The organism is Fibrobacter sp. HC4, from assembly GCF_023373925.1.
Lineage (GTDB): Bacteria > Fibrobacterota > Fibrobacteria > Fibrobacterales > Fibrobacteraceae > Fibrobacter.
Genome location: NZ_JALCZV010000001.1, coordinates 33,732 through 48,038 on the forward strand (window position 1 = coordinate 33,732; position 14,307 = coordinate 48,038).

General features: G+C 51.7%; 10 protein-coding genes. 8 read left to right on the forward strand and 2 right to left on the reverse strand.

What is annotated here, in order from left to right; translation table 11 throughout:
* The first annotated feature begins 20 nt into the window (after window positions 1-20).
* The 4 genes from MMG03_RS00140 (at window position 21) to MMG03_RS00155 (ending at window position 4,542) form a co-directional block, all read left to right on the forward strand.
* Window positions 21-872, forward strand: a complete 852-nt coding sequence (locus MMG03_RS00140) for an outer membrane protein assembly factor BamD (RefSeq protein ID WP_073233637.1) — start codon at window positions 21-23, stop codon at window positions 870-872.
* 2 nt (window positions 873-874) lie between these two features.
* Window positions 875-1,786: a hypothetical protein gene (locus MMG03_RS00145; protein ID WP_073155825.1), complete on the forward strand. Its 912-nt coding sequence runs from the start codon at window positions 875-877 to the stop codon at window positions 1,784-1,786.
* Window positions 1,783-3,429 carry a PHP domain-containing protein gene (locus MMG03_RS00150; RefSeq protein WP_073155822.1) on the forward strand — a complete coding sequence of 549 codons (1,647 nt, stop codon included), beginning with the start codon at window positions 1,783-1,785 and terminating at the stop codon, window positions 3,427-3,429. Before MMG03_RS00145 ends, MMG03_RS00150 begins: the two co-directional genes overlap by 4 nt.
* An 81-nt stretch (window positions 3,430-3,510) precedes the next feature.
* Complete coding sequence (locus MMG03_RS00155; RefSeq protein WP_073155820.1) at window positions 3,511-4,542, forward strand: rhomboid family intramembrane serine protease; 1,032 nt, start codon at window positions 3,511-3,513, stop codon at window positions 4,540-4,542.
* Between the two features lie 17 nt (window positions 4,543-4,559).
* On the opposite strand, the gene MMG03_RS00160 is transcribed toward MMG03_RS00155, so the two are convergent.
* Complete coding sequence (locus tag MMG03_RS00160) at window positions 4,560-5,135, reverse strand: Tfp pilus assembly protein FimT/FimU (RefSeq protein WP_073155818.1); 576 nt, start codon at window positions 5,133-5,135, stop codon at window positions 4,560-4,562.
* Between the two features lie 191 nt (window positions 5,136-5,326).
* On the opposite strand from MMG03_RS00160, the gene MMG03_RS00165 reads away from it, so the two are divergent.
* On the forward strand, window positions 5,327-6,556 hold the full coding sequence (locus tag MMG03_RS00165) for a type II secretion system protein (RefSeq protein WP_249505341.1): 1,230 nt from the start codon (window positions 5,327-5,329) through the stop codon (window positions 6,554-6,556).
* A gap of 124 nt (window positions 6,557-6,680) precedes the next feature.
* Here the strand turns inward: MMG03_RS00165 and MMG03_RS00170 are convergent, their stop codons facing one another.
* The gene (locus MMG03_RS00170; RefSeq protein WP_073155812.1) at window positions 6,681-8,873 is read right to left on the reverse strand and encodes an NADP-dependent isocitrate dehydrogenase; all 2,193 of its coding nucleotides are present in this window, start codon (window positions 8,871-8,873) and stop codon (window positions 6,681-6,683) included.
* 351 nt (window positions 8,874-9,224) lie between these two features.
* Here MMG03_RS00170 and pelA point away from each other — a divergent pair, with 351 nt between their 5' ends.
* The 3 genes from pelA (at window position 9,225) to MMG03_RS00185 (ending at window position 14,296) form a co-directional block, all read left to right on the forward strand.
* Window positions 9,225-11,054 carry a pectate lyase gene (gene pelA / locus MMG03_RS00175; protein WP_083537978.1) on the forward strand — a complete coding sequence of 610 codons (1,830 nt, stop codon included), beginning with the start codon at window positions 9,225-9,227 and terminating at the stop codon, window positions 11,052-11,054.
* A 27-nt stretch (window positions 11,055-11,081) separates the two neighbouring features.
* Window positions 11,082-13,220, forward strand: coding sequence for a pectinesterase family protein (locus MMG03_RS00180; RefSeq protein ID WP_249505342.1), 2,139 nt, complete (start codon window positions 11,082-11,084; stop codon window positions 13,218-13,220).
* 149 nt (window positions 13,221-13,369) lie between these two features.
* A complete protein-coding gene (locus MMG03_RS00185) occupies window positions 13,370-14,296 on the forward strand; it encodes a hypothetical protein (RefSeq protein ID WP_073233623.1) in 927 nt (308 codons plus the stop codon).
* Window positions 14,297-14,307: the final 11 nt, after the last annotated feature.

The window sequence follows — 14,307 nt, forward strand, 5'->3', positions numbered from 1 at the left end:
GAATTAACCAAAGAAAAAAAATGATGCTGTTCAAAAAGATTCCCCTGTTCCTCTGCATTTTTTCTACCGCAGCACTGATCGCCGGATGTTCCTCCAGCGGTCCCAAGATGAAACACACAGAATGGTGTAAGGTTCGCTACGACAAGGCAGAAGAATTGTTCAAGGCAGGCAAGTATGGCCGTACCACAGAAAAGCTGGAAGAGATCCTCTCTACCTGCGCCGGTACCGGATTCATGGAACAGGCCCAATTCCTGTTGGCAGAAAGCTATTTCAATCAGGAAGACTGGATTGAAGCCCGTGGAGAATATGGTAGCTTTATCCTGAACTTCCCCGGCTCCCCCTTCATCGAGACCGCAGAATTCCGCAAGGCCATTTCCTCCTTCAACATGGAATTCCGTGTGGACCGCGACGAAGCCAACACCAACGTGGCCATGAGGGACTTCGAACGTTACCTTTCCAACTATCCGGAATCCCCCCTCCGCGATTCCGTGAACTATTACTACCAGCTGCTTATTGACCGTCTGGCAGAAAAGGAATTCCAGAAGGGCCGCCTTTACTGGCGCATGGACAAGTACCAGGCCGCCGTCATCTACTTCAAGGAATTCCTGGAAACCTACCCCACCGCCAAGCGTCGCGAAGAAGCCTTGATTTTCCTGACCAAGTCCTATATCGAACTGGACCAGTTTGAAACCGCAAGACTTTACCTGAACATCGCCCGCAACGAACTGAAGGAAGACGACAAGGACTTCCGCAAGGACATCGAAAAGATCGAAGGTAAAATCGACAAGGCCGAAGTCGCCTTCGCCAAGCGCATGAAGAAGGATTCCGAAAGTAAGCGAATCGAAAAAGAAGAAAAGGATATGCAGAACTGATAATGAAGTTCTACCGGAATATAGCCCTGGCCATCTTGCTGATGGCAATCTCAGCCTTCGCAGACGAAGACAAGGTGGAACATGACCGTTCCAGGCTATCCCTGTTCCTGCAGCCCTCCGTATCGTTCCTCAGTTTTGACCAGCGCAAATACTTTCAGGACGCCATCGACACCATCTACTATAGTTTCCGCGAAGACGCCCAGACCGAAACCGATTCCCTGAACGTGGCCAAGCAGGATTTTCAGAAGGTGAACTTCTGTTTCCCTGTTAGCGCAGGTCTGCAGTTCCAGATTTTTAGGGACCAGTTCATTAGCGCAGGTGTCGGATTCATCTACGATAACGAATCCGTGGTGCTGACCGACCGCAAGGGCAGAACCCACAACTACAGCTACACCATCCAGGGCATGCCCCTGTTCCTGGAATACCGTCTGGGCATCCCCAAAAACCTGATGACACTTTCCGGCGAAAGCCTCTTCAGCATTTCGGTCCGTTGGTACTGGGTACTTCCCGGCACGGAAATCTACACCACCTGGGGCAAGCTAGACGCCAAGACACCCGTTACCGGTGCAGGATTCGGCGTGGGAGTCGGCTACCTGATTGCCAGCTGGAAAAATTTTAACGTGTACGGAGACATCGGCTTCAGCAGTATCTCCGTAGAATCCAACAAGACTTTCGCCGACATCGTACCTGACGGCCCCCAGGAAAAGGCTAAATGGAACATCGGCGGCTTGATGATGCAGGTACGAGTAAGCTTTGGTTTGTGGAACGAACCGGAACCCGTCGAGGAAACCGAAAACAAGGCATCCACAAAGATAGGGACGGACGTCGAAAACGAGACCGCAAACGATAAAGAAAAAGAAATAGAGCCCGCTGAAGCCACACCCGCCGAAGAGCCCGCCCCCGAGGCAAAATGAGTCTGATTCCCGGCGAGCCCCTGCAATACGCAGAAACCCACTTCAAGTTTAAACTCCCCTGGTCCCTGCTTTACAGGCCCTGGCCAGAGATTCTTGTAGACGCCCCCTTCCAGTTTGTACCGGGTTCCAGGCCCACCTTGTGGATCGTGGTCAGGGACGCCCACCGGTTCCCCGTCGTTATCGAAAACATCGAAATAGACTGCCAGCCTGCCACCGCCCAAGACGAATCCGCCCCGCGACAGCAGAACCTTCAAATCGAGGCCAACCAGCAGTTCGGATTCTACCCCGTAGACTTGGGAGACCTTGCACCTGGGACCTACAGCATCCATTGCAAGGTCACCGTCCGCAGTAAGCAAAACGGCAAGGTCAAAAAATTCTCCCGCTGGAACCACCCCCTGCTAAAGCCCGCCCCCCTAAAAATCCAGGTGCTGGCACAGGACTTGCCCAAGCCCGAGGGCTACATCGCCGGCGAAATGCATTGCCACACCCACTACTCCGCCGACCACGTAGAACATGGCGCAACCCCCGCCGTATTCCAGCAGGCAGCAAAGGCCGTGGGTCTGGATTTCGTAAGTCTAACGGACCACGCCTACGATTTCGCCTTCCTCACCGAAGACTACACCCAGGCAGCTCCCTCCCCCATGCCACGCTTCGAAGCCTTGCAGAAGGAAGTGGACCTGTGCAACAGGGCCGAGGACAAGCCCCTGATGATCGCCGGCGAAGAAGTTTCCGCAGGCAATTCCAAGGGAGAGAATGTCCACATGACCGTCCTTGGCTCCGACTGCTATTTGCCGGGCCTTGGGGACTGCGGACGAAACTGGCTCCAGAACCGCCCCACCCTGAAGATTCCCGACCTGCTGAAAATGACAGGCAGCCACTGCTTTGCGGCACACCCCTATCAGGAAATGAGCGGCCTGGAGAAGTTCATCTTCCGGCGCGGTTTCTGGCACTCGGTGGATTTGCAGACCGGCAGCACCCACCCCATCCGCGGCATCCAATTCTGGAACGGCATCCGTGACGAAGGATTCAAGCTGGGGCGAGAATGGTGGATCCAGGAACTGGGCAAGGAAAACTACCTGTTGCCCATCGGCGGAAACGATGCCCACGGCGATATGAATGATACGACCGCAGTCAGGTTACCGCTAATTGAACTAAAGAACAACAGGCATCACGTATTCGGGTACGTCAGAACCGTGGTTCGCCTAGCGCAAAAGCCTTGCGAGAATCCGACGAGCGCCGAAGAAAATATTCCCCAGGCAGACGGATGCCACAAGGAACAGCCCTTGACTCTTGACGACGTGAACGCGGCTTTCTGCGGCGACAACTGTTACATTACTGACGGACCCGCCCTCTGGTGGGAGCGCGTGACAGACCGGGGCGAATCCGCTGTAACGTTCCATGCCCGCAGCACGCCCGAGACAGGTGAAGCCTTCCGCTATGTTCGCATATACGGGCGGCGCCGTTTGTTAAACGGCAAGCTCGCTCCGAAGGAAGAGCTCCACCTGGCAAGCCAGGTGGCCGCCCGCCCCGCCACAGACATTACGGTCCCCTTCGAAGACTTTGCTTACCTCCGTGCAGAATGTCTTACTTCTTGTTACAAGTATGCGTTAACATCTGCGGCAATCCATAAAAAGAACATCTAGTCTTTCCGCAACAATTCGTAATCTTCAGGCATCAAACCTAAACCTTTGTATATTATGTCAGAGGTTTTCCAAGGAGATTCAATGTCAAGGTTCATGTCGCCACTACGCCCCAGATACTTGCGGGACTCCTCGGAAATTCACCCCCATATAAAAATCACGTCCATAACCAGCACGGCACACCCCCCAGCCAACAACACCCTGGACTCCAACGAACAACAAATCGCCAACGAAGAGCAGTCCCTCTCCGAGCAGTCCTTCCCTGAATCCAGTTGCATTGCCGAAGGCACTTTCAGACAAATTCGCGATTACAGCCTAGTCCTTCTTTCCCAGGGCGTAGAGCATCGTCTAGATCGCAGCGAGGAAGGTCCCTTCCAGATTTTCGTATTGCCGGAATTTGAAGAATTCGCCCGCGACCAGATCGCCCTGTACCAAAAGGAAAATCCGCCCAAGGAAGAGAATCTGCCACAGCCACTGAGTTTCAGCCTACAGCCTCTCTGGATTTTTATTCCGGTACTCATCGCCACCCTACTAGATTTTGCCGACGTAGTCAACTTGCATTTACCCGGCGTATCCGACGCAAGCAAAGTTCTAAAAGGACAATGGTGGAGAAGCCTTACCGCACTCACCCTCCACGGCGACGCGCGACACCTGGCCTCCAACATCCTGTGCGGATACATTGTCATGAACATGATTACCTACCGCATCCCCCTGTTGCGCCTAGCTCCCTTTTTGGCAATCTCCAGTGCCGTCGCCAACATCTGCGTTTCCATGACCGTCAAGACAAACTTCAGCGCCCTGGGATTTTCCACCTTCGTTTTCGCCGCCATCGGCTGCCTGGCCGTCATGGAGTTCCGCCTGATGCCTAGGGAATCTCACGGACTCCTGCGCCGTTTTGCACCCCTCTGTGGAGCCACTTCCCTGGCCGTATTTCTCGGTCTAGGAGAAAATGCAGACATTCTAGGACACGGCTACGGATTCATCGCAGGCCTATTCTGCGGACTGATTCCAACGAAAAAGGCGCTCCGCTGGGGAACGCCGGTTACATTCGTCGATATTGTCGGTCTGGCCGTCTATTACGGTTTATTCGCCATAGCCTGGACGATGGCACTCTAGACCGTTAGATTTGAACCCTAGAGTTCATTATAATCAAATCCACCATCATCATCTGCATCTATGGCCATAATCTTATTCTTTGTGGGAGACTTTAATGCAATGGCATAGTGCGAAGTGGATCCATACTGAGCGGCAACAAATCCTGCAATGGGAGCCGCAGAAAGGCCAAGCCTAGGTGTAAAAACACCAGCACCAGCCAGCCAATTTTCTTCGCAACTCGCACACTCAAACGCGTTGGTAAAATCAAAGGTCTTGTCAGTAACAAACGTCAAAGGCGGATCCAGATCCATATGGTCAACAGGATCACCAGTAGGCTTAGAACAATCATCACCGATGTACACTTCAATCCTTCGATCGCCGGATTTCTTAAGGCACAGCGTCTCGGATCTTCTGTTAGCATCACTGGCCACACGTTCTAGGAAGGCAGCTGTGTTTAGAGCGGCATCCTTGACGCGGTTATTTTCTACGGCACCCTGAAGGCCCGCCACACCCATAGCAGAAAGAATGCCCATGATGGCCACAACCACCAATACTTCTACAAGGGTAAAACCTTTGGCTCCAGAAACATTTCTATGTGCGGTAGGATTGTTCATACCTTACAATATAGCTCTAAATTCCCATTAAAATCAGACTTTCTTACTGGGCATGCCCATAATCACTTAGTCTAATCCAAAGTGGAAGTCAAATTGTAAGAAAAAAAGAACAATTGTAAGAATACAATATTACATCCGAATTATGACAAAAAACTTACAACAAGACTTTTGATAAGGCTTTGGGGGTTCTTATGAGAAAGCATGGTTTCACACTCGCAGAATTGATGGTAGCCATCTCCATCTCCGGCTTACTTACTGCCGTGGCGGTTCCTAAGCTTTCCAGCTCCATTTCCAAATCCAAGGCTACCGAATTGACTCCCGCCGCCGCAACCTACACCAAGCTTCAGGCCGCCTACCTGTATGAACACAAGTCCTTTGGCACCTGGAAAAAGATCGGTTACGATGCCCCGGGCAAAAGAGGTAAGACCGACACCTTCGTCTACACCAGAGGCGAAGTCATTTCCTCGATCAAAACTGACAACATTTCCAAGGATCTGAGTGCAGGCAAGGTAAGCTGGCAGGCCGAAAACTTTGTAAGCCTGAGCGGATGCAAGGCAGGCAACCAGTGGAAACTGAAGGCTATTGCAATCAGCGACACTGAAATTGAATTCAAGCCGTATATCGAATCTAAGGAGACTTCAGCCGAATGCGCCCCCCTTTCGGGCGACTGGGCCTTTTTCCAGAGCACCATTTCTATGGACACTCCGCCCAGCGATATGGTCGTAGCAGACGCCTCCTCGAATCCGTCCTCACCGGCAAACAATACCGGCAGCAATTCCTCTAGCTCCACAAACACCGGAAACAACGGCAATAGTGGAAATAACGGAAATGAGAATACTCCGTCAAGTTCGTCTAACACTCAGACAGCCAATACCTTCTACGATGCCGATGAAAACTGGACTGAAGAAGATGACGGTTCTTGCGGTGTGATGTATACCACCGGAGGAAACAAGTGTCCGCCGAGCTGGTGCAAGCTGAACGGCAACGTCAGTTCAAACCATGGCGGCTGGAGTAAAGCCGGCCACAAGTGGAACGAATGCTACAACGCCAGACAGGACCTTATCCAGGAAGCCGCAGACCAGGGACTGCTGACTTGCAAGAACAAGAACAACTGCAAGGTCAATAAGTCCGGCACGAACGTCACCATCAACGGAAACGTAATCAGCCAGAGCAGCGAAGAAATCAGCACCGAGGCCTACAACAGTTCTGAAGAACCGGCTGCCAAGGAAATCTGCTATACCAATTCTGAAGCAGAAGCCAAGGCATATTCGGATACGTGGATGTCCTTTGTGCCGGTCAAAACACCGGCAAGGCCGGTTGCAGTCAATGGCGTCGAGCCAGCGAATGCGGTAATAACAGTTGGAAAGGCAAAGGATATTGCTCAAGTTGGACTTAAACGCAGATTCTCTCTCTCCTTGTAAAAAAAGAACCGGAATTCTATTCCGGTTCTTTTTTCGTCATTGGATCCTTCGCGGCTTCGCCTCTCAGGATGACGGCGAAATGATTCGCCGCGCCGTCCGCTAGATTCGCCGCGCCGCCCGCTAATTAGATAGCGTCGATGACCTTGTTGAACTGTTCCACAGGGCGCATCCACTTCTTGAGGAGTTCAGCCTTGGGCAGGTAGTAACCGCCGATGTCAGCGGGCTTACCTTGTTCTGCAGCGTAAGCGGCAACGATGTCCTTTTCGCCAGCGGTAAGGGCTGCGGCTACGGGAGCGAACTTTGCAGCCAGTTCTGCATCGGCAGTCTGTGCGGCAAGGGCTTCGGCCCAGTACATAGCCAGGTAGAAGTGAGAACCGCGGTTATCCAGGTCGCCCAACTTACGGGCCGGAGTGCGGTTGTTTTCGAGAATGCGACCGTTGGCTTCGTCCAGAGTGTCAGCCAGGACCTTAGCCTTCTTGTTGCCGGTAGTAGAAGCAATCTGTTCGAAGGAAGGAACCAGGGCGAAGTATTCACCCAGGGAGTCCCAACGCAGGTAGTTTTCAGCAAGGAACTGCTGGACCTGCTTAGGAGCGGAGCCACCTGCACCAGTTTCGAAGAGGCCACCACCAGCCATGAGCGGCACGATGGAGTACATCTTAGCGGAGGTACCAAGTTCCAAAATCGGGAACAGGTCAGTGAGGTAGTCACGCATGACGTTACCGGTAACGCTGATGGTATCGAGACCGGCCTTGGCGCGGGTCAGGGATTCGGTAACAGCGGACTTGGGGTCCATAATCTTGATGTCGAGACCGGAGAGGTCGTGATCCTTCAGGTAGACTTCCACCTTCTTCTGGATTTCGCGGTCGTGGGCACGCTGGGGGTCCAGCCAGAAAATAGCGGGAGTGTTGGAAACGCGGGCGCGGTTCACAGCCAGCTTGACCCAGTCCTTGATGGGAGCGTCCTTGGCCTGGCACATACGGAAGATGTCGCCGGCTTCAACGTCCTGAGAAAGGAGAACTTCACCCTTGCTGTTCACAGCACGGATAACGCCCTTGCCCTTGGCAATGAAGGTCTTATCGTGAGAGCCGTATTCTTCGGCACCCTGAGCCATGAGGCCCACGTTGGAGGTAGAGCCCATAGTAGTGGGATCGAATGCGCCGTTCTTCTTGTGGAAATCAACGGTAGCTTCGTAGATACCTGCATAGCAGCGGTCCGGAATGCAAGCCTTCACTTCCTGGAGCTTGCCTTCCTTGTTCCACATCATACCGGAGTTACGGATCATGGCCGGCATAGAAGCGTCGATGATCACGTCGCTGGGAACGTGGAGGTTGGTAATACCCTTGTCGGAATCCACCATGGCGAGAGCCGGGCCGTTAGCCAGAGCAGCATCGATTGCAGCCTTGACTTCAGCTTCCTTGGCATTGCCTTCCAGACGCTTGTAGAGGTCGCCCAGACCGTTGTTGGCGTCGATGCCCAGTTCCTTGAACAGGTCGGCATACTTGGTGAAAACGTCCTTGAAGAACACGCGAACGAAAGCGCCAAACATGACGGGGTCGGAAACCTTCATCATGGTAGCCTTCAGATGCACGGAGAAGAGCACGCCCTTAGCCTTGGCATCAGCCATCTGGTCGGCAACGAACTTTTCGAGAGCAGCCATGCGGAGCACGGTAGCATCCAGGATTTCGCCAGCCAGAGTGGGCTTTGCAGCGCGGAGTTCAGTAACGGAACCATCAGCAGCCACAAATTCAATCTTGAAGGTATCGGCGTCAGCGATGGTGACAGACTTTTCGTTACCGTAGAAATCGTCAGCGGTCATGTAAGAAACATGAGTCTTGCTGTCGGCAGTCCAGGCACCCATCTTGTGGGGGTTCTTCTTGGCGTAGTTCTTAACAGCCTTGGGAGCGCGACGGTCAGAGTTACCCTGACGGAGCACCGGGTTCACTGCGGAGCCCTTCACCTTGTCGTACTTGGCGCGGATTTCCTTTTCTTCTTCGGTAGCAGGAGCATCCGGATAATCCGGCAGGTCGTAGCCGTTAGCCTTCAGTTCGGCGATAGCGGCCTTCAACTGAGGAACGGAAGCGGAAATGTTGGGGAGCTTGATGATATTGGCGCTTGCATCCAGGGAGAGCTTACCCAGGAAAGCCAGGTCGTCTTCGGCCTTGCCGAAAGCAGCCAAAATACGGCCAGCCAGAGAAATATTCTTGGTTTCCACATCGATATTGGCAGTCTTTGCGAAAGCGCTTACGATGGGCAGGAGGGACTGAGTTGCCAAAAACGGAGACTCGTCGGTAATGGTGTAATAGATCTTAGGATTCATGGTTTCCCTCGTTAAATTTTTCGACGAAAAATCTAGAAAATTTAAGGTTCTTTATAAAGTCTGAAGAATCATATTTGATAACGCAAATTTCATGCCAAAAATGAACCAAAAACAGTTCGCACGTTCCATTGATAAATTGACAAGAGAAATCTGTTTTTTCAATGAAAAAAGCCGAAAAATCGGTATAGTTTTATTTTCGTGGAGGTGTTGTCTGTAGACAATGGTTTCGCGGAGTGTAAAAGCTAACCATTACAAAAAACGTATAGATTGTAGGTTGGGGTTATACAGCCCACGCGGAATGGTTAAGCATGACGGCAGGATGGTGCTGCCACAAAGAAAAAGGATGTGTGCATGAAGAATTGGGTTTTGAAGTTTATCGGATTTGCAGGCATTGCAGCAGGCGTTACCAGCGCATTTGGCGCCACGTACGAGCCGCCGTCAACTGCCGTGAGCAAGATGAATAGCTACCGTGGCTATTCTGAATTGACCACCGCCGCCAAGGGCATGGATATTGACCAGTACGCCTATAACATGACCACCTGGCAAATCGACAACGGCGGTTTCTACAAAGCTATGGCCGACAAGTACAAGAGTGCCTACACCGGCGGTGAAAAATCCGGTTGGCGTTCTGCAACCGGCGGCGACGTGGGCACCATCGATAACGACGCTACAGTCCAGGAAATGCGCTTGTTGGCTGTACGTTACAAGGAAACCACCAACAGCAATTACAAGAACACATTCAAGTCCAGCTTTAACAAAGCCGTCAACTTCCTGCTGACTATGCAGCGCAAGAGCGGTGGTCTGCCTCAGGTTTGGCCCAAGCGCAACGACTATAGCGACCATATTACCCTGAATGACAACGCCATGATTCGCGCCATGGTGACCATGATGGACATCGCCAACGGCGTTGCTCCTTTCGATTCCGATATTATCGATGACGCCACCCGCAGCAAGATGCAAGGCGCTCTGGAAAAAGCCATCGACTACTTGCTGAAAGCCCAGATCATAAATAATGGCACGCCCACCGTCTGGTGCGCCCAGCATGACACCGCCAATTACGCCCCTCGCCCCGCCCGCGCTTACGAACTGGAAAGCAAGTCCGGCAGCGAATCTGCAGGCGTTGTATGGTTCCTGATGAACTGGCCCGACCAGACAGAAGCCATCCAGAAGTCTATTACCAGCGCCATTAACTGGTACAAGAAAACCAAGGTCACAGGACTTTACTTCAACAAGAAGCAGGGCGTTTTTGAAGAACGAGCCGGCAACGTCCTTTGGTATCGTTTCTACGAAGTGAATAATGACAACTACTTCTTCTGCGACCGCGGTGGTGCCAGCACCAAGACCCAGAACTTTATGGCAATTAGCGAAGAACGCCGCAAGGGTTACCAATGGGCCGGCGAATACGGCACCGCATTAATCAGCACCGAGAAGGCATACCTGGAAGCCATCGAAAAGATGAACGGCACCTATGTTCCGCCTCCCCCTCCCGTAGCCATGTGCGGTGACGATTCCTGCAAGACTGTTGTTGACGGTGTTAACTTCATCGACATCGATGGCGTTAAGGAAACAACCAATGCAGGTTTCGTAGGAGAAGGATACGCCAACGTTACAAACGCCATCGGAAGCTACGTGACCTACGGCGTTACCGCCACCAAGGCAGGCACATACACCCTATACATCCGCTACGCCAACGGCGGCTCCGCTGCAAGAGACTATCAACTTTCCATCGGCGACAATATTCTGGTAGAAAGCGGATCCATGGAAAGTACCAGCGCATGGACCACCTACAAGACCATTCCTATCGAAGTGGAATTGCCCGTAGGCTACAGTGAAATCAAGTTCACCAGCCTTGGCAAGGATGGCATGGCCAATATCGATGTGATCGGCTGGATGAGCGACGATCTAAAGCCCGGCATGGTACAAATTTCTGAAGAAGAACCTGACGAAGATGACGATAGCGATGAGGAGGAAGAAATGGCCATCAATAACACATTATTGCTGAACGTTAAATCTGCTTCTTACAACATCCAGATTCTCGATGTTAAGGGCAACCTTATCAAGAACTACACTAGCGAAACTCGCGACCTGAACATGCAGGGAATGAAGGCTGGAGCCTACCTGGTAAAAGTTTCCCAAAAGGGAAAGGTCCTGATGAACTCCATGGTACGAGTAAACAAGTAAAGTTGCAAGTTCACACAGGGATAAAAGATGAAAAGAAATTCCACCTTTATTATCGCGCCGTTGTGTCTGGGGCTTGCCTCTACAGCCATGGCAGTGGAAAAAAGAAAGTTTGATTTCGTTGTGGGCGTTGATGGAGACTTCAAGGCCGCCATGGCCGCAGCCAGCGCCGCCTCCCCCAGCGAATCAAAACGCTTTGTCATATTCTTCCCTGATGGTGAATACGACTTGACCAAAGTGACGGCAGACCGTCACGGAAAAACCACATTCTCCACCTCATTCGTTTCGCTGATTGGCCAGACCCGCGACAAGGCAATTATTGCCAACAAGACCGATACCGAAAGCATCGGCCACACAGCCACCTTGTACCTCTCCGGAAACAAGGGCATGTACCTGCAGGATCTGACCATCCAGAACAAGAGCACCTATTGCGGATCCTCTGCATGCCGCCAGGTGACTATCCAGCAGAATTCCGGCGACAAGAATATTTTCAAGAACGTCAAGCTGGTCAGTGGGCAGGACACCTATTATACCAACAAGGGCCGAACCTACTGGGAAGATGGTGAAATCCAGGGTACCGTAGACTTCATTTGCGGTAATGGAGACGTCTTTTTCGAAGGAACGAATCTTGTAATGACTCGCAATGGCGGGTACATTACAGCCGCACAGACCTCTACTGAATGGGGCTACGTTTTCAACAACGCAAAGATTAACGTTTCCAATGGCAGCTATAACGGCACCTTCTATCTGGGACGTTCCTGGAACCACGCCAAGGTGGCCTTCCTGAACACCACCATGTACGCCCAGCCTACAGCAGAAGGTTGGGGTGCCGACATGAATTCTGCCCCCACCGTTTTCGGTGAATACAACAGCAAGAACGGCAACGGCGGAGCCATTGACGTGAGCCGCCGCAAGACTTACTTCAACGGCGGCAAGGATGCCTCCTCTGCCAAGTCCCTGAAAACAGTTTGGTCTGCCAGTGATGCCGCAAATTACAGCTTGAAAAACATCATGGGCGGTTCCGATAATTGGGAACCCAACAAGTTGACCGTTCAAATGGCGGCCCCCAAAATTTCCCAGGAAGGAAATGAAATTGTCTGGGACGACAACGAAAACGCTCGCTGCTGGGCCATATTCGTAAACGGACAATTCAAGACTAGCGTCGCCTCCAACAGTTTTGATCTTGAGGGAGTTTCTGTAGGATCAAAAGTTACCGTTCGTGCAGCCAACTCCATGGGCGGTCTCGGCGCCACCTCCAACGAAGTTTCCGTTGTAGAAAGCAATGCCACTTACTACAAGGTCTCCCTGAATAACAGCATCGGTGGAACCATCGAAAGTTCCCTCAGCGGTAACAAGGTTGCAGAAGGCAAAAAGGCAACATTCACCGCCAAGCCCATCGAAGGTTGGACTTTTGAAGGCTGGACCGGAGCTTCCGCCACTTCTGCCAGCAACCCCCTCGAGATTACCGCCACCGGCGATATTGAACTCGGCGCCACTTTTGCAGCAAAGGGCGTAGACACATTCCAGGCCGAAAGTGGCGTTATCGAAAATGGCGTCAACGAAAGCACCAATGCAGGCTTTGCTGGTACAGGCTATGTCAACTTCGGCGCAGGCAATTCCTACGTGAACGTTCCTGTTTATGTGGAAGCTGCCGGAACCTACAAGATGGAGATGTATTACGCCAACGGAAGTTCCGCAGACCGTGATTTAATTATCAAGGCAGCAGATCCTGCCGAGGCCCAGCAGGTCACTTTCGAAAAGACCGCAGACTGGAAAACCTACCCGTCCAAGGAAATCGAAATTGAACTGCCCCGCGGAGCAAGCTACATCCAGTTTGCTGTAGTAGGAAACAATGACGGCCCGAACCTGGATCAGATTGTGCTGACGCCTCTGAAGGTAGAAACCATCACGGAAGAAGATCCAGAAGATCCTAACGGCGGCGAAACACCTGCGGATACAACCCTCGGCATAGCAAACCACCAGATGAATCTGGTTAACGGAACGTTTAACGTCCAGCTGTACAACATTCAAGGAAAGTTTATTCGCAATATGAACGTTTCCGACATTCATGAACTTTCTAAATTCGTGTCTGGTATGCCGGCTGGCAATTATCTGGTACGCATTGTAGCACCCGGTTATAAGAAACTGCAAGTTATCCGTGTGCAGTGAGATCCTGAAACAAGTTCAGGATGACGTTGGGTACGTTCAAGATGATATGGCGAACACGTTCAGGAAGACTTGGAAAAACAAGTTATGAATGACGCGACAAAACGCATCCTAGACATTACAAGACAAGACATTTTGTATATTTGCCTTGTATGTTAGGTATCGAACAGAAAAAAGGCAATGATGAGAACTTGTGCGGTCGCATGATCGCATACGCCCGCATTTTACCCAATCCCGACAACGAGACTAGCGGTTCGCCTTTTGATGACATGATCAAGAACGGCATCCTGACTCTGGAAGGAGACTTTAGACAGTCTCTGCCCACCAAGAGCCAGCGCCGCGCCCTGTCCGACGCCATGGACGAAAAGTTTGACAATATGTTGGAACGTATGGAATCCGAAGGAATCGAGATTCCCGAAAACGTTGACGTAGATAAGATGCGCGAACGCCTTCACGAACTTTCCAACATGGAAGTCATTCCCATTCCCGCAAGGATTGGAAATTTCACTAGCGAATCCGAAATTCTGGAAGAGGACGCCGACATTTACTACATCGGCGAATTCATGGGAGTAGGTCAGGCTCATTACTGCCTTACCACATTGCCCATCTATTACCAGGCAGTCTACCGCGAACAGGCCCGCCGCAAGGAAATGGATTTCCTGAACGAAGCTCTGGCCCAGATCGAGACTGGCGAATTTGTGGATACCGACGATTTGCAGAAAGACACCGAGGAACTGTTCCCTAGGGGCGTTACCCTGAATACCTTCGTCGGTGACATGGGCAAACTTCTAAACACCCGAGTGATTCCGTTCCTTCTAGCCCTGGAATCCGATGAACAATACGAAGTGCAAATCAAGCAGTTCTACCAGTTCATGAAGGGCTACCCGGTACAGGCCGACGTCAAGCTGATAGACCTGGCCATCCGCGATTTACGAGCCCGGCGCGACAACGCCATGGTCCGCAAACTGTTGGAATTGGGTTGCAAAAAAATCGTGGCGGTCTATAACGAAGACCCCCGACTTGCAGACGAAATCGGCGAACAAATTGCTAAGTTCGCCGACGATTCTAGTGATGTATAATCGCTGATTTA